The organism is Methylobacterium mesophilicum SR1.6/6 (genome assembly GCF_000364445.2).
In the GTDB taxonomy this organism is placed as follows: Bacteria; Pseudomonadota; Alphaproteobacteria; order Rhizobiales; family Beijerinckiaceae; genus Methylobacterium; species Methylobacterium mesophilicum_A.
Genome location: NZ_CP043538.1, coordinates 6,417,871 through 6,439,708, shown reverse-complemented (window position 1 = coordinate 6,439,708; position 21,838 = coordinate 6,417,871). Strand labels below are relative to the sequence as shown.

Here is a 21,838-nt window from a genome sequence, read left to right as displayed (position 1 = left end):
GATTCGACCGATGAGGCAGCGACGCGATGATCGATCGCAGCGACCCGCAATGGTACCGTGACGCCATCATCTACCAGATCCACGTCAAGTCGTTCTTCGACTCGAACAACGACGGGATCGGGGATTTCGAGGGCCTGACCCAGCGCCTCGACTACGTCCGGGACCTCGGCGTCACGGCGATCTGGCTGATGCCGTTCTACCCCTCGCCGCTGCGCGACGACGGCTACGACATCGCCGACTACCGGGACATCAACCCGTCCTACGGGACCATGGACGACTTCAAGGCCTTCGTGGAGGCGGCGCACGAGCGGGGCCTGCGGGTCATCACCGAGCTCGTCATCAACCACACCAGCGACCAGCACCCCTGGTTCCAGGCCGCCCGCGAGGCGCCCCCCGGCTCGCCGGAGCGCGAGTTTTACGTCTGGTCGGACACCGACGAGCCGTACAAGGATACGCGGATCATCTTCCTCGACACCGAGGCCTCGAACTGGACCTGGGATCCGGTCGCCAAGCAGTATTTCTGGCACCGGTTCTACAGCCACCAGCCGGACCTGAACTTCGACAACCCGGCCGTGCTGGAGGCCGTGATCGAGGTCATGCGCTACTGGCTCGACATGGGCGTCGACGGCCTGCGCCTCGACGCGATCCCCTACCTGATCGAGCGCGACGGCACGAACTGCGAGAACCTCGCCGAGACGCACGACGTCATCAAGGCGATCCGCGCCGCGCTCGACGCCAGCTACCCGGACCGGATGCTGCTCGCCGAGGCCAACCAGTGGCCCGAGGAGACCGCCCAGTATTTCGGCGACGGCGACGAATGCCACATGGCGTTCCACTTCCCGCTGATGCCGCGGATGTACATGGCGATCGCCCGGGAGGACCGGCACCCGATCACCGACATCATGCGCCAGACCCCGGAGATCCCCGAGGGCTGCCAGTGGGCGATTTTCTTGCGGAACCACGACGAGCTGACCTTGGAAATGGTCACCGCCGAGGAGCGTGACTACCTCTGGTCGTTCTACGCCGCCGAGCGGCGCGCCCGGATCAACCTCGGCATCCGCCGCCGCCTCGCGCCGCTGCTGGAGAACGACCGGCGCAAGATCGAGCTGATGAAGTCCCTCGTCCTGTCGATGCCCGGCACGCCGGTGCTCTACTACGGCGACGAGATCGGGATGGGCGACAACATCTACCTCGGCGACCGCGACGGCGTGCGCACGCCCATGCAGTGGACCCCCGACCGCAACGGCGGCTTCTCCCGGGCGAACCCGCAGCGCCTGTTCCTGCCGGCGATCCAGGACCCGATCTACGGGTTCGACGCGATCAACGTCGAGGCGCAGACCCAGGCGCAGACGAGCCTGCTGAACTGGACGCGGCGGATGATCGCGATCCGCAACAACAGCGTCGCCCTGGGGCGCGGCACGATCCAGTTCCTCTATCCGGGCAACCGCAAGGTCCTGGCCTGGATCCGCGAGCACGAGGACGAGCGGATCCTGTGCGTGGCGAACCTGTCCCGGGCGCCGCAGGCGGTGCAGCTCGACCTGTCGGAGCTGCGCACCGCGGTGCCGATCGAATTGACCGGCGGCACCGAGTTTCCGCCGATCGGCGACCTGCCCTACCTGCTGACCCTGCCGTCCTACGGGTTCTACTGGTTCAGCTTGAGCGCCGCCCGCTCCGGCGCGGTCGGGCCGCAGCAGGAGCCGCCGGAGCTGTTCACCCTGGTGCTCACCGGCGGCATCGAGACCCTGATGAGCGGGCGTGAGCGCGTCGCCTTCGAGCGCACCGTGGTGCCGCCGTTCCTGATGAGCCGGCGCTGGTTCGGCGCCAAGGGCTCGCGGATCAGGGCCACCAAGGTCATCGACTGCGCCGCCCTGAAGGACGTCGACGGCAGCGCGCGCTTCCTGCTGCCGCGGCTGCAGGTGCAGCTCGCCAACGGCGAGAGCCACGAGTACTTCGTGCCCGTGGGCGTCGACGAGGGCCGCGAGGACGAGACGCTGCTGCCCTTCGCGGTGGCGCGGGTGCGCCGCGGCCCGCGCACCGGCCTGCTCTACGGGGCGGCCGGCTCCAACGACTTCGCCGCCTGCCTGATCGACGACATGCGCGAGGGCACCGAGATCCCTACCGAGAGCGGGCGGCTGGTCTTCGCCACCACCTCGGCCTTCGACCCGGAGGTCACGGTCGACGTGGCCGACATCCGCCGGCTCTCGGCCGAGCAGAGCAACACCTCGATCGCCATCGGCTCGAAGATGATGCTCAAGCTCCTGCGCCGGCTGCAGCCGGGCATGCATCCCGAGATCGAGGTCGGGCGCTTCCTCACCGAGCAGGCGGATTTTTCCAACACGCCCGCCCTGCTCGGCACGCTCGAACACGTGGCCGAGGACGGCACCCGCACGGCCCTCGCGGTGCTCCAGAAATTCGTCATGAACCAGGGCGACGCCTGGACGCTGATGCTGGAGGGCCTGCGCCGGGACTTCGAGACCGTGGTGCTCACCCCCGAGAGCGAGGCCGCTACGCCTGAGGAGGCGTTCCAGGCCCACCGGCCCTGGGCGGACCTGCTCGGGCGGCGCACCGCCGAGCTGCACGCGGCGCTCGCCATCGAGACCGACGACCCGGCCTTCGCGGCCGAGCCCTTCGGCGAGGACGACCTCGCGGTGCTGGCCCGCGACGCGCGCCACCAGGCCGAGCGCGCCTTCCGGGCTCTGAAGGGCCTCGCCGACCGGGGCCTCGATGCCGGCAAGCCGGCCTGCGCGGAACTCGGCCAGCGCCGGAGCGAGGTCGAAGCGCTGATCGCGGCGCTCTCCGCGGAACCGGTGCGGGGCGCCCACAAGACCCGCATCCACGGCGACTACCACCTGGGTCAGGTGCTGGTCGCCGAGAACGACCTGATCATCGTCGACTTCGAGGGCGAGCCCTCGCGCCCGGCCGACGAGCGCCGGGCCAAGTCGATGCCGCTGCGCGACGTCGCCGGACTGATGCGCTCCTTCGCGTACGGCGCCGAGACCGTGACCCGCGAGATCGCCGCCCGGTTCGCCGATGCCGAGGAGCGGGCGCGGGGCGCCGCCACCGCGTGGCGCGGCATGATCGAGGCGGCCTTCCTCGCCGGCTACGAGGCGGCCGTCGAGGGCTCCCGGGCGGCGGTGACCGATCCGGAGAGCCGGACCCGGCTGCTGCGCCTCTGCCTGCTGACCAAGGCGCTCTACGAGGTCGACTACGAGGCCAACAACCGGCCGGACTGGATCGAAATCCCCGCCCGTGGGGTTCTCACCATTCTGGACACGGACGGACACGAGCCCGGAGCATCTGAATGACGGTGATCGACGAGACCTTCGCAACGCGGGTCGACCCGGAGGGGGCGACGGCGCGGTCCGCGGATGTCCCGGGCTCCGGCGCCGCGCAGCCGCCGAGCGTCCATCCGGACGCGATCGCCGCGCTGATGGCCGCCAACCACGGCGATCCCTTCGCGGTGCTCGGCCCCCACCGGGTCGGGCCGAAGGCCTGGGAGGTGCGCGCCGTGCTGCCCGAGGCGCGGGCCGCCACCCTGGTCATGGACGGCCGCACCGTGCCGTTCGAGAAGCGCCACCCGGAGGGGTTCTGGGTCGCGAAGGCCGAGGGCGAGCACCGGCCCCTCTACGAGATCGAGGTGGAATCCTGGGACGGCGCCAAGCGCCGCCGCTACGACCCCTACGGCTTCGGCTCCTCCATCGAGCAGTACGACGTGGCGGCTCTGCGCGAGGTCGGCACCAACCTCGTCTACCGGATGCTCGGCGCCCAGTCGGGCCAGCTCGACGGCATCGACGGCTTCCGCTTCGCCGTCTGGGCGCCCAACGCCCGCAAGGTCAGCGTGGTCGGCGACTTCAACGAGTGGGACGGACGGCGCCACCCGATGCGCCTCTGGCAGGACGGCGGCATCTGGGAGCTGTTCGTGCCGGGCCTCAAGGCCGGCGTGCGCTACAAGTTCGAGATCCGCGGCCCCGACGGCGCCCTCGTGCCGCTCAAGGCCGACCCGGTCGCCTTCGCGGCCCAGCACCCGCCGGAGACCGCCTCGGTCACCCACGGGACCGGGGAGTTCGACTGGCGCGATTCCGGCTGGATGACGACCCGCGGCGCCAAGGACCCCCGCCACGCGGCGATCTCGGTCTACGAGGTCCATCTCGGCTCCTGGGCGCGGGTGCCCGAGGAGGGCAACCGCTACCTGACCTACCGGGAACTCGCCGAGCGCCTGATCCCCTACGTCAAGGATCTCGGCTTCACCCATATCGAGATGCTGCCGATCACCGAGTTCCCGTTCGACGGGTCCTGGGGCTACCAGCCGGTCTCGCTGTTCGCGCCGACGAGCCGCTTCGGCAGCCCTGAGGACTTCGCGGCCTTCGTGGACGCCGCGCACGAGGCCGGCATCGGCGTGCTGCTCGACTGGGTGCCGGGCCACTTCCCCCTCGACGCCCACGGGCTCGGCCTGTTCGACGGCACCCACCTCTACGAGCACGCCGACCCCCGGCAGGGCTTCCACCAGGACTGGGGCACCTACATCTACAATTTCGGGCGCACGGAGGTGGCGACGTTCCTCGCCGCCAATGCCCGGTTCTGGCTGGAGCACTACCACCTCGACGGCCTGCGCGTGGATGCCGTGGCGTCGATGCTCTACCTCGACTATTCGCGTCGCCAGGGCGAGTGGATCCCGAACCGCTACGGCGGCAACGAGAATCTCGACGCCATCGACTTCATGCGCAAGACCAACGAGGCGACCTACAGCCACGCCCCGGGCACGATCACGGTGGCGGAGGAATCGACCTCCTGGCCCGGCGTCTCGCACCCGACCTATACGGGCGGCCTGGGTTTCGGCTTCAAGTGGAACATGGGCTGGATGCACGACACCCTGCATTTCATGCAGGAGGATCCGATCCATCGCCGCTACCACCACCACAACCTGACCTTCGGGCTGCTCTACGCCTTCTCGGAGAATTTCATCCTGCCGCTGTCTCACGACGAGGTGGTGCACGGGAAGGGCTCGCTGCTCGGCAAGATGCCGGGCGACCGCTGGCAGAAATTCGCGAATCTGCGCGCCTATTACGGCTTCATGTGGGGGCATCCCGGCAAGAAGCTGCTGTTCATGGGCGGTGAGTTCGGCCAGGAGCGGGAGTGGAACCACGACAACAGCCTGGACTGGCACCTGCTGGAGGATCCCCTGCACAAGGGCGTCCAGAGCGTGATCCGCGACCTCAACCGGCTCTACACCGCGACGCCCGCCCTCTACAGCCGCGACGTCGAGCATACCGGCTTCCAGTGGCTGGTGGCGGACGACCAGGACAACAGCGTGATCGCCTGGGCCCGCAAGGGCGCCAAGCCCGGCGAGGTCGCGATCGTGGTGGCGAACTTCACGCCGGTGCCGCGGGAGGGCTACCGGATCGGCGTGCCGCAGGCGGGGTTCTACCGCGAGGCGTTCAACTCGGATGCCGGGATCTACGGCGGTTCGAACCTCGGCAACCAGGGCGGCCGCCAGACCGAGGATCAGGCGAGCCACGGCCAGAAGCAGAGCCTGTCGCTGACCCTGCCGCCGCTGGCGACGATGATCTTTTTGTTGCAGGGGTAGGACTCACGCGCACCGCGCGTCTCCCTCCCCCCTTGCGGGGGAGGGAGGATCGCAGGACCGTTGGGCGCCTTTTACGCCGCCCGCCAGCGCAGCCCGACGCTGTTGCCGATCGCCCGCCCGTACAGCCCGGCATAGTTGTCGGCGGCCTGATCCCAGCCGAAGCGGGCCGCCATGGCCCGCCGCCGCATGGCGTTGAGGCGCTTCTTCTGGCCGAAGGCCTCCAGCGCCCGCCGCAAAGCCGCCCCGAAGGACGCCGCCGAGGCCTCCCCGAAGGTGAAGCCCGTCACCCCGTCCTCGACCGTGTCGGCGAGGCCGCCGGTCCGCCGCACGATCGGCAGGGAGCCGAAGCGCTGCGCGTACATCTGGGCCAGCCCGCAGGGCTCGAAGCGCGAGGGCATCAGCAGGAAGTCGCTGCCGGCGAACATCCGCCGGGCCTGCGCCTCCTCGAAGCCGACATGCACCCCGACCGCGTCGGGATGGCGCTTGGCGAGCCCGCGCAGGGCCTGCTCGAACCGGCCCTCGCCCTGGCCGATCACCACGAGCTGGCCGCCCTCGGCCACGATGGCCTCGGCCGCCTGCAGGCTCAGATCGATCCCCTTCTGGTGGACGAGGCGCGACACGATGGCGAAGAGCGGCCCGCGGGAGACCGCCAGGCCGAACTGCCGGCGCACCGCCTCGGCGTTCGCCCGCTTGCCCTTCCAGTCGTCGACCTCGAAGCGCGTGGCGAGGTGCGGGTCGGTGCTCGGGTCCCAGGTCTCGTCGATGCCGTTGAGGATGCCGGCGAGCCGGCCCTGGCCGGCGCGGGTGCGCAGCAGCCCGTCGAGGCCGCAGCCCATCTCGGGGGTCTGAATCTCCCGCGCGTAGGTCTCGCTCACCGTGGTGACCTGCGAGGCGTAGAAGATGCCGGCCTTCAGGAAGGAGAGCTGCCCGTAGAACTCGGCGCCGTCCACCTGGAAGGCGGAATCGGGCACGCCGAGGCGGGGCAGGGCGTCCCGGGGAAACAGGCCCTGGTAGGCGAGGTTGTGGATCGTCAGCACGCTCGGGACCCGCCGGCCGCGCCAGGCGAGGTAGGCGGGGGCGAGCGCCGCCTGCCAGTCGTTGAGGTGCAGGAGGTCGGCCGCCCAGTCGGGATCGGCGCCGGCGGCGAGGTCCGCCGCCGCGAGGCTGAGGCGGGCGAAGCGCAGGTCGTTGTCGCCGAAATCGCCGTTCTGGTCGCCGTAGGGCGTACCGTCGCGCTCGTAGAGATCGGGGCTCAGCAGGACGTAGATGCGCAGCCCGTCGGCCGCCTCCACGAGGCCGAGGTCGCAGGGCGGGACGCCCGCGAAGCCGTCGAGCCGGGCCACCACCGGGATCTCCGGGAAGGCGGCGCGCACCTGCCGGTAACCGGGGATCAGGACGCGGATATCGTAATGCGGCACCAGGGCCCGGGGCAGGGCGGCCGAAACCTCGCCGAGGCCGCCGGTCTTCACGAAATCCGCCATCTCGGGCGTGGCGTACAGGATACGGCGGCGCAGCGAGGCCGGGCGGGCCGGGATTGCTGCGTGCCGGATGTTGTCACCCGCGCCGGCAGACCACTCGGCGAAGGCACCACCGAGACGCGCATCGAGCATTGAAACCGATCCTGGCCGGGCGGAATGCCCCGGTCTGGCAGAGGATCGGGCAGGCACGGCTGTCGCGATCTCAACCACGGTCAATGCTCCTCCGCCGCGACGGTTCCGTTGCGACGCACAAACTAGGCCACCGGCATCCTTAAGCCGACGTTACCCATACCGCACTGCGGCAAGAAATCACCGCGGAAATCGTGCGAGAACCGCCGAATACCCTCAGGCGCGGCTTCTCAGGCGCGGCTCAGGATCACCCCTTCGGCGGCATCGAGGATCAGGGTGGAGGCGGTCCGCTCGCCCGCCCGCCCGGCGCGGGTCGAGAGCAGGATTGTCCAGTCGCCCTCGGGCAGAGGGAGGTCCTGCGCCGACCCGCCGAAGTTCAGGATCACGCGCAGAACCTGATCCTCGGCGAACCGCTCGTAGGCGAACACCTCCGTCCCCCCCGGCGGCAGCGCCCGGTATCCGCCGACGGACAACGCCGCGTGGTCGCGGCGCAGGGCCAGCAGACGCCGGTGCAGGGTGAGCATCGAGGCCGGGTCCGAGCGCTGCGCCTCGACGTTGCGGGTCTCCCAATCCTCGGCGAGCGGCAGCCAGGGTTCGGCGGCGGAGAAGCCCGCGTTCGGGCCGTCGTCCCACTGCATCGGCGTGCGCTCCGGGTCGCGGCCGTGCCCGGGCTCGTTGTGCTCCCACGGGTCGCGGGCGCGCCCGGGCGGGATCGGCACGTGGCCGAGGCCGATCTCGTCGCCGTAATAGAGGGTCGGCGTGCCGCGCAAGGTGAGCAGCAGCATCGCGGCGATGCGGGCCTGATCGGCGCCGACCCGCGCGGCGATGCGCGGCTGGTCATGATTGCCCAGCACCCAGTTCGGCCAGCCGCCCTCGGGCAGGGCCGCCTCGTAATCGGCCACCAGCTCAGCCACCGCGTCGGCCCGCCAGGGCGTCTGGATCAGCTGGAAGTTGAACGGCAGGTCGGCCCCGGTGAGGTCCGGTCCGTAATAGGCCACCAGCCGCTCCACCGGCAGGTAGATTTCGCCGATCAGCACCCGCTCGCCGTACTGGCGCAGCACCGACCGCATCCCGGCGATCACGTCGAAGATCTCCGGCCGGTCGGCGGAGTAGACCTGGGTGAAGCGGTTGATCTCGGGCGAGCCCGGCGCGTAGTCGGGATTGGCCGGGTTGTCGCGAAACCCCGCATCCTTCATCAGGTGCCAGATCACGTCGACCCGGAACCCGTCGACTCCGCGCTCCAGCCAGAAGCGGAGCACGTCGTGCATGGCGTCCCGCACGGCGGGATTGCGCCAGTTGAGGTCCGGCTGCTCCTTCAGGAAGGCGTGGTAGTAGTACTGACCGCTGGCCTCATCCAGCGTCCAGGCCGGGCCGCCGAAGTTCGACAGCCAGTTGTTGGGCGGGCCGCCGCCGGGGGCGGGATCGCGCCAGATATACCAGTCCCGCTTCGGGCTCGACCGCGACGACCGGCTCTCCGCGAACCAGGAATGCGCGATCGAGGAGTGGTTCGGCACGAAGTCGAGGATCACCTTCAGCCGGCGCCGGTGGGCCTCGGCGATCAGGACGTCGAAATCCGCCAGCGTTCCGAACAGCGGGTCGATCCCGCAGTAATCGGCCACGTCGTAGCCGAAATCCGCCATGGGCGAGGGGTAGACCGGCGAGATCCACACGGCGTCGACGCCGAGCCACGCGAGGTAGTCCAGGCGCGCCGTGATCCCCGGCAGGTCGCCGACGCCGTCACCGTTCGTGTCCTGAAAGGAGCGGGGATAGACTTGGTAGACGGTCCCGCGCTTCCACCAGACGGTCTCGGTCATGCTGCCCCTCTCGTCTTGCCGGCCCAAGGCCGCCGCCAGGGTTACCCGCAGACCCGCGCGCTGGCGACCGCCGCCGCGCGGCGGTCCGAAGCCGTCCGAAGCCGCGGAGGCTCTACGTAGAGGTATGCAGGGCCTGTGACTGGAATGTCACGATGGCCTGCCATATGTTCCCGGACGTGCCCGCGCGCCGCGCTGGAGCGGCGCTGCCACGACTTCGCCGGAAGCCGACCGCACACTCGGACGCTTCGGGGCACGGATTGCCGGTCCGTTCATGCGGCGGCAATCCATCACGAGAGATAATCCGCCCACGACGCCCCGGCAGAGAATCCGGGGATCAGACTTTTGGGGGACCCGCACGTGTTGAACGACGTTCTGATCCGGCCCGCGCCGCAAGATGCCGCCCGCCAGGATGCTGCCCGACAGGATACCGCCCGTGACGCGCGCGCTCCGGAGGCTCCGGTGGCCGCTTCATGGACCGCCCCGGTCCTGTCCGCAAGTGGCGATGCGGTGGTGGACCTGCGGGAATCGATCCGCGCCAAGCTCGCCTTCGCGCTGGGCCGGACGCCGGAGAGCGCCCGCCCGCGGGACTGGTTCGCGGCGACCGCCCTCGCCCTGCGCGAGCGGATCGTGGCGGCCTGCATGGCGTCCGAGCGCAGCGTGCCGAACAAGCGCGTCTACTACCTGTCGCTGGAGTTCCTGATCGGCCGGCTGATGTCGGACGCGATGAACAACCTCGGCCTGACCGAGACCACCCGCGCCGCGCTCCGCGAACTCGGGGTCGATCTCGACGCCGTACAGGAGGCCGAGCCGGACGCGGCGCTCGGCAACGGCGGCCTCGGGCGGCTGGCCGCCTGCTTCATGGAGAGCATGGCCAGCATCGGCATCCCGGCCATGGGCTACGGCATCCGCTACGACCACGGCCTGTTCCGCCAGTCCTTCGAGGACGGCTGGCAGCGGGAGGCGCCGGAGACCTGGCTCGCCGAGGGCAACCCCTGGGAGTTCGCCCGGCCCGAGGCGACCTACGCGATCGGCTTCGGCGGCGCGGTCACGATGTCCTCCGCGGAAGCCGGGGTGATCCGGCGCCACTGGCAGCCCGCCGAGACCGTGCGGGCGGTGGCCCACGACGTGCCGGTGGTCGGCTGGCGCGGGCGCCACGTCAACGCCCTGCGCCTGTGGAAGGCCGAGGCCGGCGAGCCCGTGGACCTCGCCCGCTTCAACGGCGGCGACCATGTCGGCGCGGTGGCGGCGCGGATGCGCGCCGAGGCGATCTCCCGGGTGCTCTACCCGAGCGACTCCTCGGCCGAGGGCCAGGAGCTGCGCCTGCGCCAGGAATACTTCTTCACCGCGGCCTCGATCCAGGATCTCGTGGCCCGCCACGTGGCGGAGCGCGGCGACGTCCGGTCCCTGCCGGACCACGCGGCGATCCAGCTCAACGACACGCATCCGGCGATCGCCGTGCCGGAGCTGATGCGGCTCCTGCTCGACGTCTACGGCCTCGCCTGGGAGGATGCGTGGCACGTCACCACCCACACGCTGCACTACACGAACCACACCCTCCTGCCCGAGGCGCTGGAGACCTGGCCGGTGGAGCTGATGGAGCGGCTGCTGCCGCGCCACATGCAGATCATCTACCTGATCAACTGGATGCACCTGGAGGAGCAGGCCAAGCACGGCCGGCAAGGGTCGGCGGATGCCGCCGCCTACCTCGCCGCGATCTCGCTGATCGACGAGTCGCACGGCCGCCGGGTGCGCATGGGGCACCTCGCCTTCCACGGCGCCCGCCGGGTCAACGGCGTCTCGGCGCTGCACACGGACCTGATGCGCTCCACGGTCTTCTCGGACCTGCACGCGCTGGATCCGGACAAGATCGTCAACAAGACCAACGGCATCACCTTCCGCCGCTGGTTCCACAACGCCAATCCGGGCCTCACCCGGCTCGCCGTGGAGACGGTGGGGGCGGGCGTCCTCGACAACCCCGAGCTGCTGCGCGGCCTCGAGGCCCAGGCCGAGGATCCGGCCTTCGTGGCGCGCTACGCGGCCGTGCGCCGGGAGCGCAAGGAAGCCCTGGCGGCGATCATCGCCGAGCGCACCGGCATCGACGTCGATCCGGCCGCTTTGTTCGACGTCCAGGTCAAGCGCATCCACGAGTACAAGCGCCAGCTCCTCAACATCATCGAGACCGTGGCGCTCTACCAGGCGATCAAGGCCGAGCCGCACCGGGACTGGACGCCCCGGGTGAAGATCTTCGCCGGCAAGGCGGCGCCGAGCTACGTCCAGGCGAAGCTGATCATCAAGCTCGCCTGCGACGTCGCCAGGGCGGTGAACGACGATCCCGAGGTCGCGGACCGGCTGAAGGTGGTGTTCCTGCCGAACTACTCGGTGAGCCTCGCCGAATCGATCATCCCGGCCGCCGACCTGTCGGAGCAGATCTCCACGGCCGGCATGGAGGCCTCGGGCACCGGCAACATGAAGTTCGCCCTCAACGGCGCGCTGACCGTGGGCACCCTCGACGGCGCCAACATCGAGATCCGCGACCATGTCGGGGCGGAGAACATCTTCATCTTCGGCCTGGAGGCCGACGGGGTGCGGGCCCGGCAGGCCGAGCCGGACTACGCGGCCCGGGCGATCGAGGCCTCTCCGCGGCTCGCGGCGGCCCTCGACATGATCGCCGCGGGGCGGTTCTCGCCGGATGAGCCGGGCCGGTTCCGGCCGCTCACCGACGACCTGCGCCGGCGCGACCAGTACCTCCTCACCGCCGATTTCGACGATTACTGGCGGGTTCAGCGCGCCATCGACGCCGCGTGGCGCGATCCGCGCGGCTGGTGGGCCAAGGCGATCCGCAACACCGCCCGCATGGCGTGGTTCTCCTCCGACCGGGCGATGCGCGAATACGCCGGGGAGATCTGGCGGGTCCGGCTGGGCTGAGCCCCCGGCCCGCCCCCGAGGGGCGGGTCGGCCGTGCGGACGTCCGCCGTCTTCGGAAGGCCCCGCGGCTCTCAGGCGGCGCGGACGCCGACCAGGAAGCGGCCAACCTCCGCCGAGAGCCGCTCGGACTGGCGCGACAGGGCGGTGGCGGCCGTGAGCACGTGATCGGCCGCGACCCCCGTCCGCTCCGACGCCTCGGCGACGCCGGCGATCGTGCCGGTCACCTCGGTGGCACCCCGCGTCGCGTGGGCGATGTTGCGCACGATCTCCTGGGTCGCCGCGCCCTGCTCCTCCACGGCCGCGGCGATCGCGATCGCGACCCCGTTGATCTCGCGGATCCGCGCGATGATCGTGCCGATCGCCGCGACCGCGGCGCCGGTCACGCCCTGGATCCGCCCGATCTGCGCGGCGATCCCGTCGGTCGCCTTGGCGGTCTTCTCGGCGAGATCCTTCACCTCGCCCGCCACCACGGCGAAGCCGCGGCCGGCCTCGCCGGCGCGGGCCGCCTCGATCGTGGCGTTGAGCGCCAGCAGGTTGGTCTGGCCGGCGATGGACGAGATCAGCCGCACAACGTCGCCGATCTCGGCGGCCGCCGCCTGCAGCTCGGACACGAGGCCGGCGGTCTGGTCGGCCTCGCCGACCGCCTGCTGGGCGAGTTCGGACGAGCCGCTTGCCTGGTGGCCGATCGCCAGGATGGCGCTGCCGAGCCGCTCGGTCGAGGCCGCGACGGTGTTGATGTTGACGGCGGCCTCCTCCGCCGCCGTCGCCACCGCGCCGGATTGGATGGCCGTCTCCCGGGCGGTCTCGGTCATCTGGTGGGCGGTGCCCTCGAGTTCATTCGCCGAGGAGGAGACGCGGTGCACGATCTTGGCCACCGCCTCCTCGAAGGTCCGGGCCAGGCCCATCATGGCGTCCTTGCGCACCCGGGCGGCTCCGGCATCCGCGAGCCGCCTGCGCTCGGCCTCGGCGGCGGCGGTGCGGGCGACCATGGCCTTGATCGCCTCGACCGCCCGGCCGACCGTCCCGATCTCGTCGCCCCGCCGCGCCTCCGCGATCGTGGCCTCGATGTCGCCCTGGGCCATGCGCTGCAGCACGGCGACGAGGCGGTGCAGGGGCCGCGTCACGCCGACCATGACGATGGCCGCGGAGAGGCCCAGGGCGGCGAGCAGGCCCACCAGGGCGGAGCCGATCAGCACCGTCCGCGCCTGCTCGGCCTCCTGCTGGGTGGCGATCTTCGCCTCGCCGAGGCGGGCCGTCGCCAGCGCCTCGTAATCCTGGGCCGCCCTCTCGAACCGGGCCCGGATGTCGCGGCCCGCGACGAGGCCGACCTGGATGGCCGCGGCCCTGTCGTTCCGGAGGGCGAGGGCGTTGGCGCGGTCGAGCAGGTCGAAATAATCCCGGGCTATCCTGCCGATGGTGCGCTGGATATCCTGAACCTCCTTTCGCCGGGAACCCGCCGCCAGCGTCTCGATGCTGTCGGCCACCGCCTTGACGGAGTCCTCGTAGCGTTTGCGATACAGGGGGAGGTCGCTCTCCGGCTGGCCGATGATGATGTTGCGGTTCATGAGGGCCGCGTCGAGGAATTTCTCCCGGAGCTGCGCGAACATCTCCAGTCGCTTGAAATAATAGTCCACCAAATAGATGTTTCTCTGCTCCATGGATTTGAAAGAACTTATCGAATAGGAAATCAATATCGAACTAGCCAGCACCATGATGAGAATCGGTGCAGACATCTTCACCGTCAATTTGGCGTTTCTCAAGAACCGCATCCGCGTTGATCTCCGCCTCGACTCGGGCGGGGGCTTAGCACAGATAAATTCTTTGAATCCAGTCTTCAAAATATTTGTTTTTTGATACGATATATTTTTGCGCAGTCGTCATATATTCGATCCGCATATAAATACAACGCACGCGTCAGACATGCGTAAGACAAGTTGCGGCCGTCGAGCGCCACAGAGCCTGCCGCAGGAAATCGCTGGCTGTCCTGGAGGCATCGACGTCCGCGACGCCCTCGGATCGGGTCGGGAGCCGTGGCGTTCGTCTGCGGGAACCCGGCCTTCCGGTCCGATGAGCCTCGCGGCCGCCGGACGGTCTCAGAGGACCGCCATCGACAACGCGCCGCTGCCTGCTCCGGTCAGGACCGGGCTCACGCCCCACAGCCATCCGCGAGCCGCAGTGCGATGCGACGCAGGGTGCGCGAGAGGCGGTGGCGGAGACGTGCGGCGCGCTCGGAGAGGCTCAGGCGGCGTCGGCAGAAGATGTGCGACACGCGCCCGATCCGCGGGCCCGGATCCGGCGTGCCCTTGCGCAGGGCGATGTCCGGGCGCTGCGCCGACTGCGTGATCCTCAGCAGGCGCGCGGCCGGCAGGGGGACGCTGCGGAACATCGACCGCGTGTAGTAGGAGAATTCATCGTAGGCCACGAGGCCGTGCGCGCGCCCGGTCTGATCCTCGACCGTCAGCGTCCCGGCCTGCGGCCCGTAGGTCACCAGAACGCCGATCACGTCGCGGGGACGCCCGAGCGGGACCTCGACGCGCAGGCCCTCGGGGATCTCCAGGAAATGCAGCGGGATGCCGTTGCGCCGCAATTCGAACCGGCAATCCAGGTCGGGGCGGGTACGCAGCGGCAGGGATTCGAACCGGCCCGGCAGGGTCCGGAACCGGGCGACGTAGGCGCGGCCCGGGAGGGGCGCGCGCAGGAAGCTGTAGACCAGGGTGCCGTAGAGTTCGGCGCCGGCCGGCGTGACGTGGGTCCCGTCCTTCAGGAGATAGGTGATGTCGCCGGCGCCGGCCGCCGCCACCGGGGCGGCGACGTCGAGGGCCCGGATGCCGTAGAGGGCGCGGTACTCCGCGAGCAGGCCGGCCACGGGCTCGGCCGCGTAATCGACGCCGCCCTGGTGCAGGTTGAGGAAGGCCACCGGCAGGTCCCGCCGGGCGGTCGCCGCGAGGATGTCGTCGAGATAGGCCCGCATAGTCGCGCCGTCGAAGTAGCGGACATTGCCGGTGAACAGCTCCAGGAGGACGGAGTCGCAGGGGATCGCGTCCAGGATCTCGTCGATCAGGCAGGCGATGGAGGGCAGGGAGTGGCCGCCCCAGCCGCTCCGCAGCAAGGTCACGGGGCTTCCCTCGGCCTCGGCCAGGGCATTGGCCCGCTCGACATAGCCCGGCAGCTCGGTGACGCTGTAGCCGAGGCAGAGGACGCGGAACATCGGGACTCGGATCGGCTCTGGGTCGGCGTCGCGCGGCGGCCATCCCGGCGCGGGTATCAGCGGAGTGCCACGGCGTCGAGGCGGAAGGCGTCGAGGAAGGCGTCGAGGAAGGCGGCGAGGCGGCAACGGTCGAGCCTCGCGCCGAAAGCCGGCGGCGGCCGTTCCGGCGATTCCCGGGACCGTACCCGATCGCGCTGCCATCGGGCGCGGAGAGCGCTCTAATCGAGCAGGATCGGGTAGCAGCGGGCGCCCACCGTGGCGGCGAGCACCTGCACGGCGCCGACCGTCGAGAGATCGCCGGCCACGTGGACGACGTCGGTGGCGCGCAGGCTCGGCAGATGGGCGCTCAGGGGGCCGGAGCGCACGTCCGGCGGACGCTGGCGGCCGCGGTCGGCGCAGAGCACGATCCGGGCGACGCCGGTGCGGCGCAGCCAGTCCAGGCTCTCGCGCATGTAGAGGTCGAGGGCGTCGCGGGCCCCGACCGCGAGCGTCATCTCGCGGGCGGGCTCGACATAGCGGGCCGCCCGGGCGATCGCCCAGATCGCCCCGAAGCCGGCCCCGGCCGCCACCAGCACGAGGCGTCCGCCCCCGGCGCGGTACTGCCCCCGGCCGACAGGTCCCTTCAGCCGCACCGGCTGGTCGAGCCGAAGCGCGTCGAGCGGGTCGCCCTCGGGGTCGCGGGCAAGGTGGAACACCGCCTCGTTGATCTCGGCCGCGCCGTCGACCCGCAGGGTCGGGCACAGGGTCATCGTGGGCAGCCCCGCGAAGGTCACGAGGGCCTGGTGGCCCGGCTCTCCGGTGGGACGTCGGGTCAGGGTCGCCACGACCTCGACGATGCCGGGACTGAGCCGGCGGATCTCCGTGACCGTGCCCTTCCGGACCGCGACGGGCGGCGGCGCCGCCTCCTCCTGGCCCTGGATCGGGGCGCCCGGGAGGGCCGGCCGGAGGGCCTCGGCCCGGGCCCGGCGGGCCGGGTGGCGGCGGCCGGAGGCCGCGGCACTCCCCTGGCCGGCGAGCAGGTTGCCGGGCTGCGCCTGCAGCGGCGCGATCATGCCTTCGGCCAGCGCCGCCTCCAGCGGCGTGTCGCCGGTCGAGACGCGCACCGACCGGCCGTTCACGACGAGCGAGCAGCGCGCACCCATGGTCTGCCCCCGCATGTCTGCCGGCGGATCAGCGGGCGCGGACGAGGAGCGTGTCGACGAGGGCCGCCCAGCGCTCCCGGGTCGCGCGGACATCGTCGTCCGGGGCGGAGTCGGTGAGGAGCTGGCGCTGCGCCCGCAGGGCCTCGACCTCCTGACGCTGGGCCCGGAGCACCGCCTTCACCACGTGGAGTTCGGTCTCGAGCCGGGTGATCTCCTCGGCCTCGTCCCGGTCGTCCGCGTGGTCCTCCCCGGCGATGTCGGAAAGGCGCGGGTCGCGGCCCATCGGGGGCAAGCGGGTGCGGGCCTGCTGCTCCAGCCGGACCGGCCGGGCCATCAGGCGGCGCACGAGGTCGGAGCTGCCTGCCTGCTGGTTACGCCTCGCCGCCTCGGCCATCCGACCATCCCCGTCGCGGGCGAAGCGCCCGTCCATCAACAGGAGCTTGATCGGACATGGTTAAGGGGGGCTTAAGCCGACCGGTGACGCCGCCCGCTCAGGCCGCCTCCGCGGCCGCCTGCTTCATCACGTCGGCGACGAGCGCGTAGGTCGCGACCCAGGCCTCCCGCACCTCCAGGGTGAAGTCCGGGCCCAGCCCCTGCTCCAGGGTCCACAGCAGGGCCTCCCCCACCGGCGCGTAATGGGCTGCTCGCGTGCCGTACGCGATGTGCTTGCGCCCGAGATCCTGGAGCGCCGGCACGACCGTCTCCGGATGGTTCAGGTTGGCCACCGCGAGCCCCAGCATCGCCATCAGCTTCTGCTTCTGCTCGGTCATGTCGTCCGGGAAGAGGCCGCGCACCTGCGGGGCGATCTCGAACAGGCGGCCGTAGAACAGGTCCGCCGCCGTCCCGGCGATCGGCCGCACCTTCGCGAAACTGTCCTGCACGCGCTTGATCTGTTCGGGCGTCATCGCATCACCGGCCGGAGGATACCTGTCCCTCGCTGATTACACGTGGCTGGCCGGCGCAAAATTGACCGAGATCAATATCAGGCCGCCTCCGGCGCCGCGCCGACGATCTGGCGGGCCTGCAGCAGGGTCATGGGCTCGCCGAAGGCGGGGCCGAGGGCGTACTCGCAGCCGAGCCCGGCGAGCGCCTGGGCGTCGGCCTCCGATTCGCAGCCCTCCGCCACGATGGCGAGATTCAGTTCGCTCGCCATCCGCACGATGGAGCGCAGGATCGCGGTCTGTCCGGTGCCGATCTGGCGCACGAAGGTCGCGTCGACCTTGATCGTGTCGAACGGGAAGCGCTGGAGATAGGAGAGGGCCGAGTAGCCGGTGCCGAAATCCGACAGGCACAGGCCGGCCCCGAGGTCGTGGATCCGCGCCAGCATCTGGGCGGCGTATTCGGGGTTCTCCATCACGAGGCTCTCGCTGAATTCTAGCTTGAGCGAGCCGGGCAGGGCCCCGGAGCGGGCCAGCACGGTCTTCACGTCGTGCAGGAGGTCGTGGCGCAGGAGCTGGCGCGAGGACAGGTTGCAGGCCGCGAAGATCGGCGGCTCGACCTCCAGGGAGCGCTGCCAGGCGGCGAGTTCCAGGGCGGTGCGCTCCAGGGCGAAGATGCCGAGATTGACGATGAAGCCGCTCTCCTCGGCGAGCGGCAGGAAGGTCGAGGCGGGGACGCGCCCGAGCTTCGGGTGGTCCCAGCGCAGCACGGTCTCGAACCCCGCCACGGTGCGGTCCTCGAGACGCACCACCGGCAGGAACAGCACCTTCAGCTCGTTGCGCTCGATCGCCTTGCGCAGGTCGCTCTCGAGCATCAGCCGGTCCGAGCGGTCGGTGCGCATGTGGGCGCGGAACACCTCGATCCGGTCGCCGCCGTTGCGCTTGGCCTGGATCATGGCGATCTCGGCGCTCTTGAACACCTCGTCGCGCTTCAGGCTGGCGCCGGCCTCGTAGAGCGCGAGCCCGATCGAGACGGTCAGGAAGATCTCGCGGTCCGCGTAGGTGATCGGCGTGGCGATCGCCCGGCGGATCATCTCGGCGAAGGCCAGGATCCGGTCGGGGTCGCGCTCGGAGAGCAGGATCACCGCGAACTCGTCGCCCGCCACCCGGGCCAGCGTGTCCTGCGGCCGCAGCAGGCGGCCGAGGCGGCGCGACAGGGTCAGCAGGATCGAGTCGCCCGCCGAGAGGCCGATCGCGTCGTTGATGCCCTTGAACCGGTCGACGTCGAGCACGATCACGGTGGGCTTGAGGCGCTGGTCCTGGCCGGCGAAGGCGAGGGCCGCGTCGAGGCGGTCGCCGAACAATTCGCGGTTCGGCAGGCCGGTGAGGCTGTCGTGCACGGCGTCGTGGAGCAGGCGCTCCTCGGCGGTCTTGATCTCGGTCACGTCCGCGATGGTGCCGACCACCCGGATCACCTCGCCGTCGGCGCCGATCACCGGCCGCGCCTTCAGCCGGTACCAGAAGAACGTGCCGGCCTCCGAGCGCAGGCGGAAATCGTGGACGATGCGGCCGCGTCGCTCCTCGATCACCGTGTCGAGGGCGGCCGAGTAGCGCTCCACGTCGAAGGGGTGGAGCGCGCCGAGCCAGTTGGTTGCCGGCCCCTCCAGGGTGCCGCGGGCGAGGCCGAGCTGGGCCTCGATCTCCGGGCCGACGAAGACCCGGTCGGCGGGCACGTCCCAGTCGAACACCACGTCGCCCGCGCCGGTCAGCGCCAGCGCCCGGCGCTCCGTGTCGGAGACCAGGGCGTGGCTCAGCCCGCCGCCCGCGAAGGCGTGCTGGAGCACCGTGAAGCCGATCAGCATCACGATCAGCACGAGGCCGCCGATCAGCGCCGGCTGCACGAGGTCGCTGCCGATCTGGCCGGTGACCGCGAAGCCCGCCGCCGTCACCCAGACCACGAGCAGCAGCCAGGTCGGCACCAGCAGGATCGCCCGGTCGTAGCCGTTATGGGCGGCGAGGTAGAGGATCAGCAGCAGCCCGATGCCGGCGACCGCCGCGATGGAGATGCGCGCCACCCCCGCCGCCACCGGCGGGTCGAACACCGCGAGCCCGACGAGGCCGGCCAGGAAAGCGAGCCAGAAGAACGCCACGTGGCTGTAGCGCACGTGCCAGCGGGCGAGGTTGAGATAGGCGAACAGGAAGACCAGCAGCGTCGCCCCGAGCACCGCCTCGGCGGAGGCCCGGTAGACCCGCTCGGCGAGTTCGGTGACCGGGAAGACCCGCTGCAGGAAGCCGAAATCGATGCAGGCATAGGCCAGCACCGACCACGCCAGCGCGGCGGCGGCGGGGAAGATGATCGCGCCCTTGACCACGAACACGATGGTCAGGAACAGCGCCAGCAGCCCGCTGATGCCGATGATGATGCCCTTGTAGAGGGTCAGGCCGGCGGCCTTCCGGCGGTAGGCGTCCTGATCCCAGAGGTGGAGCTGGGGGATGTTGGCGCCGCGCAATTCGGCGACGTACGTGACGGTGGTGCCGGGATCGAGCGTGATGGTGAACTGGTCGGCCTCGGGGTTCTCGTCCCGCTCCGGGCGGATGCCCTGGCTCGCCGTGATGGCGGCGATCCGCGAGCCGCCGAGATCGGGCCAGATCACCCCGGAGTCGACCAGCCGGAAATGCGGGGCGACGAGGATGCGGTCGATCTGCTCGTCGGTGTCGTTGGTGAGCGCGAACACGATCCAGTCGGGCCGGGCGCCGGCATCGCGGGCCTTCACGACGATGCGGCGGACGATCCCGTCCTTGCCGGGCGCCGTGGAGATCTGGATCAGGTCGCCGTCCGAGCGGTAGCGCTCGATCGCCGAGGTCAGGTCGATCACCGGGGCGTCGAGGGTGACGCGCACCGCCTCCACGGCCCGGGCGGGCCCGCTGAGCGCGAGGGCACCGACGAGACCGCCAACCAGGGTCAGGAGGAGGGCGAGGATGCGCAAGGGTGTCTGGGTGTCCGGCCGTGCGAGAAGCGGCGTCAGCCGCCCGGGCGGCCTCGATCGATAGGCGCGGGCCTAACCTGGGGCAAGATCCCTGGGCGCGGTCCACAGAGCGCGGATCGCGCCCCTTTGCGGCCAAATCAAGTTGGGTGAGGCGGGGAAGGGGATTCCGGGGCATGATCAGGAGCCACTCAGAGCCTGTTCGGCTCCGAGTCCCCAACCCGCACCCTCATCCTGAGGTGCGGCGAAGCCGCCTCGAAGGAGCCTTCCAGGGATCACAGCGCCTTCTGGAGGGCTCCTTCGAGGCCTTCGCTTCGCTTCGGCACCTCAGGCTGAGGGAGATGGGTTGGATCTTCGTCGCGTTGTGCGGCGCGTTGGAGATCGAGGGATCCGGCAGGCCTCACGCCCCCCGGAGCGCGCCCGCGATCCGGTCGAGGGCGGGCAGCTTGCGGATCGGCCCGATCGCCGCCAGCGTCGGCGTGCCCCGCAGCATCGCGGCGGCGGCCGTCCGCACGTCCTCGACCGTGACGGCATCCACCTTGTCGATCACCTCCCCGGCGGGAATCACCCGGCCCCAGGCCAGGATCTGGCGCGCGTTGCGCTCGATGCGGCCGCCCGGGGTCTCCAGCGCCGAGAGCAGCGACACCTTGAGCTGCGCCTTGGCGCGGGCGATCTCGGTGGCGTCGAGGTCGCGGGCCGCCCGGGCGGTGGCCGCCAGCGTCACGTCGACGAGCTCGGGCAGGTCCGCCCCGGCGGTGCCGGCGCCGATGCCGAACAGCCCGCAATCGGAGAACGGCCAGTGGAAGGCCTGGATCTCGTAGGCGAGGCCGCGGGTCTCGCGCACCTCCTGCCAGAGCCGGGAGGTCAGGCCGCCGCCCAGCACCTGCGCGAACATGTGCAGCGCGTAGTAGCCCTCGTCCCGGAAGGAGAGGCCCGGCAGGCCGATCACCACGTTGGCCTGCTCGAGCTTGCGCGGCATCCGCCGCTCGCCGCCGCCGTAGACGCCCGGCACGGCCTCGGGGGCGGATCTGGCGGGCCGGCCCCCGAAATGGCGCTCGGCCGCCGCCACGATCGCCTCGTGGGTCACGGCCCCGGCGCCGGCCACCACGATCCGGTCCGGCGTGTATTCCCGGTCGAGGTAGGCGCGGATCCCGGCCTCGTCGAAGCTCCGGATCGTCTCGGGCCGCCCGAGGATCGGCCGGCCGACCGGCTGGTCCGGGAAGGCGGCCTCCGTGAAGGCGTCGTAGACCACGTCGTCGGGGGTGTCCTCGACGGCGGCGTATTCCTGCAGGATCACGCCCTTCTCCCGGGCGAGCTCGCCCGCGTCGAACACCGAATCGGTCAGGATGTCGCCGATCACGTCGAGGGCGAGGCCGGCATCCTCGCCGAGCACCCGGGCGGTGTAGCTCGTCCCCTCCGTGGAGGTCGCGGCGTTGATCTCGCCGCCGACATTCTCGATCTCCTCCGCGATCTTCTGCGCCGACCGGGTGCGGGTGCCCTTGAACGCCATGTGCTCGATGAGGTGGGACAGCCCCGCCTCGTCGGCCCGCTCGTTGCGCGAGCCCGCCCCGACCCAGACGCCGAGGCTCGCGGTGGCGACGCCCGGCATCGGCTCGGTCACCACCGTGACGCCGTTGTCGAGCCGCGTGGTCCGCAGCGACGGCGAGGCGGCGTGCGTGGAGAAATGCTGGTTCAT

Annotated in this window: 12 protein-coding genes; 3 read left to right on the top strand and 9 right to left on the bottom strand. The window is 70.8% G+C overall.

Annotation, left to right across the window (positions count from 1 at the left end):
- Positions 1 to 26: 26 nt before the first annotated feature.
- Complete coding sequence (treS, locus tag MMSR116_RS30690) at positions 27 to 3,305, top strand: maltose alpha-D-glucosyltransferase (RefSeq protein ID WP_010687039.1); 3,279 nt, start codon at positions 27 to 29, stop codon at positions 3,303 to 3,305.
- Complete coding sequence (glgB, locus tag MMSR116_RS30685; RefSeq protein ID WP_010687040.1) at positions 3,302 to 5,584, top strand: 1,4-alpha-glucan branching protein GlgB; 2,283 nt, start codon at positions 3,302 to 3,304, stop codon at positions 5,582 to 5,584. The genes treS and glgB overlap by 4 nt, the downstream gene beginning before the upstream one ends.
- 71 nt (positions 5,585 to 5,655) lie before the next feature.
- Here glgB and glgA read toward each other — a convergent pair whose 3' ends face one another.
- Together glgA and MMSR116_RS30675 are read right to left on the bottom strand one after the other, a co-directional pair.
- Positions 5,656 to 7,194: a glycogen synthase GlgA gene (gene glgA / locus MMSR116_RS30680; protein ID WP_010687041.1), complete on the bottom strand. Its 1,539-nt coding sequence runs from the start codon at positions 7,192 to 7,194 to the stop codon at positions 5,656 to 5,658.
- A gap of 227 nt (positions 7,195 to 7,421) precedes the next feature.
- Complete coding sequence (locus MMSR116_RS30675) at positions 7,422 to 9,005, bottom strand: alpha-amylase family glycosyl hydrolase (protein WP_010687042.1); 1,584 nt, start codon at positions 9,003 to 9,005, stop codon at positions 7,422 to 7,424.
- A gap of 459 nt (positions 9,006 to 9,464) precedes the next feature.
- Between MMSR116_RS30675 and MMSR116_RS30670 the strand changes: the two genes are divergently transcribed.
- On the top strand, positions 9,465 to 11,930 hold the full coding sequence (locus tag MMSR116_RS30670; protein ID WP_244625569.1) for a glycogen/starch/alpha-glucan phosphorylase: 2,466 nt from the start codon (positions 9,465 to 9,467) through the stop codon (positions 11,928 to 11,930).
- A 71-nt stretch (positions 11,931 to 12,001) separates the two neighbouring features.
- Here the strand turns inward: MMSR116_RS30670 and MMSR116_RS30665 are convergent, their stop codons facing one another.
- The 7 genes from MMSR116_RS30665 to MMSR116_RS30635 all read right to left on the bottom strand — a co-directional run bounded on the left by MMSR116_RS30665 (position 12,002) and on the right by MMSR116_RS30635 (position 21,838).
- Entirely contained in the window at positions 12,002 to 13,699 is a 1,698-nt protein-coding gene (locus MMSR116_RS30665; RefSeq protein ID WP_083920325.1) for a methyl-accepting chemotaxis protein, read from the bottom strand.
- A 377-nt stretch (positions 13,700 to 14,076) separates the two neighbouring features.
- Positions 14,077 to 15,138, bottom strand: coding sequence for a hypothetical protein (locus MMSR116_RS30660; RefSeq protein ID WP_010687045.1), 1,062 nt, complete (start codon positions 15,136 to 15,138; stop codon positions 14,077 to 14,079).
- Between the two features lie 218 nt (positions 15,139 to 15,356).
- Complete coding sequence (locus MMSR116_RS30655; RefSeq protein WP_039894742.1) at positions 15,357 to 16,295, bottom strand: ferredoxin--NAD(+) reductase; 939 nt, start codon at positions 16,293 to 16,295, stop codon at positions 15,357 to 15,359.
- 13 nt (positions 16,296 to 16,308) lie between these two features.
- On the bottom strand, positions 16,309 to 16,674 hold the full coding sequence (locus MMSR116_RS30650; RefSeq protein WP_039894764.1) for a hypothetical protein: 366 nt from the start codon (positions 16,672 to 16,674) through the stop codon (positions 16,309 to 16,311).
- A gap of 97 nt (positions 16,675 to 16,771) precedes the next feature.
- Positions 16,772 to 17,185: a globin family protein gene (locus MMSR116_RS30645; protein ID WP_010687048.1), complete on the bottom strand. Its 414-nt coding sequence runs from the start codon at positions 17,183 to 17,185 to the stop codon at positions 16,772 to 16,774.
- Between the two features lie 77 nt (positions 17,186 to 17,262).
- Positions 17,263 to 20,139: an EAL domain-containing protein gene (locus MMSR116_RS30640; protein ID WP_432419922.1), complete on the bottom strand. Its 2,877-nt coding sequence runs from the start codon at positions 20,137 to 20,139 to the stop codon at positions 17,263 to 17,265.
- Positions 20,140 to 20,542: 403 nt separating this feature from the next.
- The gene (locus MMSR116_RS30635; RefSeq protein ID WP_010687050.1) at positions 20,543 to 21,838 is read right to left on the bottom strand and encodes a M16 family metallopeptidase; all 1,296 of its coding nucleotides are present in this window, start codon (positions 21,836 to 21,838) and stop codon (positions 20,543 to 20,545) included.

What these genes read in the sequence shown, in the direction of transcription:
- treS (WP_010687039.1), top strand. Translation starts at nt 27, where the DNA reads ATGATCGATCGCAGCGACCCGCAATGGTACCGTGACGCCATCATCTAC.
- glgB (WP_010687040.1), top strand. Translation starts at nt 3,302, where the DNA reads ATGACGGTGATCGACGAGACCTTCGCAACGCGGGTCGACCCGGAGGGG.
- glgA (WP_010687041.1), bottom strand. Translation starts at nt 7,194, where the DNA reads ATGCTCGATGCGCGTCTCGGTGGTGCCTTCGCCGAGTGGTCTGCCGGC.
- MMSR116_RS30675 (WP_010687042.1), bottom strand. Translation starts at nt 9,005, where the DNA reads ATGACCGAGACCGTCTGGTGGAAGCGCGGGACCGTCTACCAAGTCTAT.
- MMSR116_RS30665 (WP_083920325.1), bottom strand. Translation starts at nt 13,699, where the DNA reads ATGCGGTTCTTGAGAAACGCCAAATTGACGGTGAAGATGTCTGCACCG.
- MMSR116_RS30660 (WP_010687045.1), bottom strand. Translation starts at nt 15,138, where the DNA reads ATGTTCCGCGTCCTCTGCCTCGGCTACAGCGTCACCGAGCTGCCGGGC.
- MMSR116_RS30655 (WP_039894742.1), bottom strand. Translation starts at nt 16,295, where the DNA reads ATGCGGGGGCAGACCATGGGTGCGCGCTGCTCGCTCGTCGTGAACGGC.
- MMSR116_RS30650 (WP_039894764.1), bottom strand. Translation starts at nt 16,674, where the DNA reads ATGGCCGAGGCGGCGAGGCGTAACCAGCAGGCAGGCAGCTCCGACCTC.
- MMSR116_RS30645 (WP_010687048.1), bottom strand. Translation starts at nt 17,185, where the DNA reads ATGACGCCCGAACAGATCAAGCGCGTGCAGGACAGTTTCGCGAAGGTG.
- MMSR116_RS30635 (WP_010687050.1), bottom strand. Translation starts at nt 21,838, where the DNA reads ATGAACCAGCATTTCTCCACGCACGCCGCCTCGCCGTCGCTGCGGACC.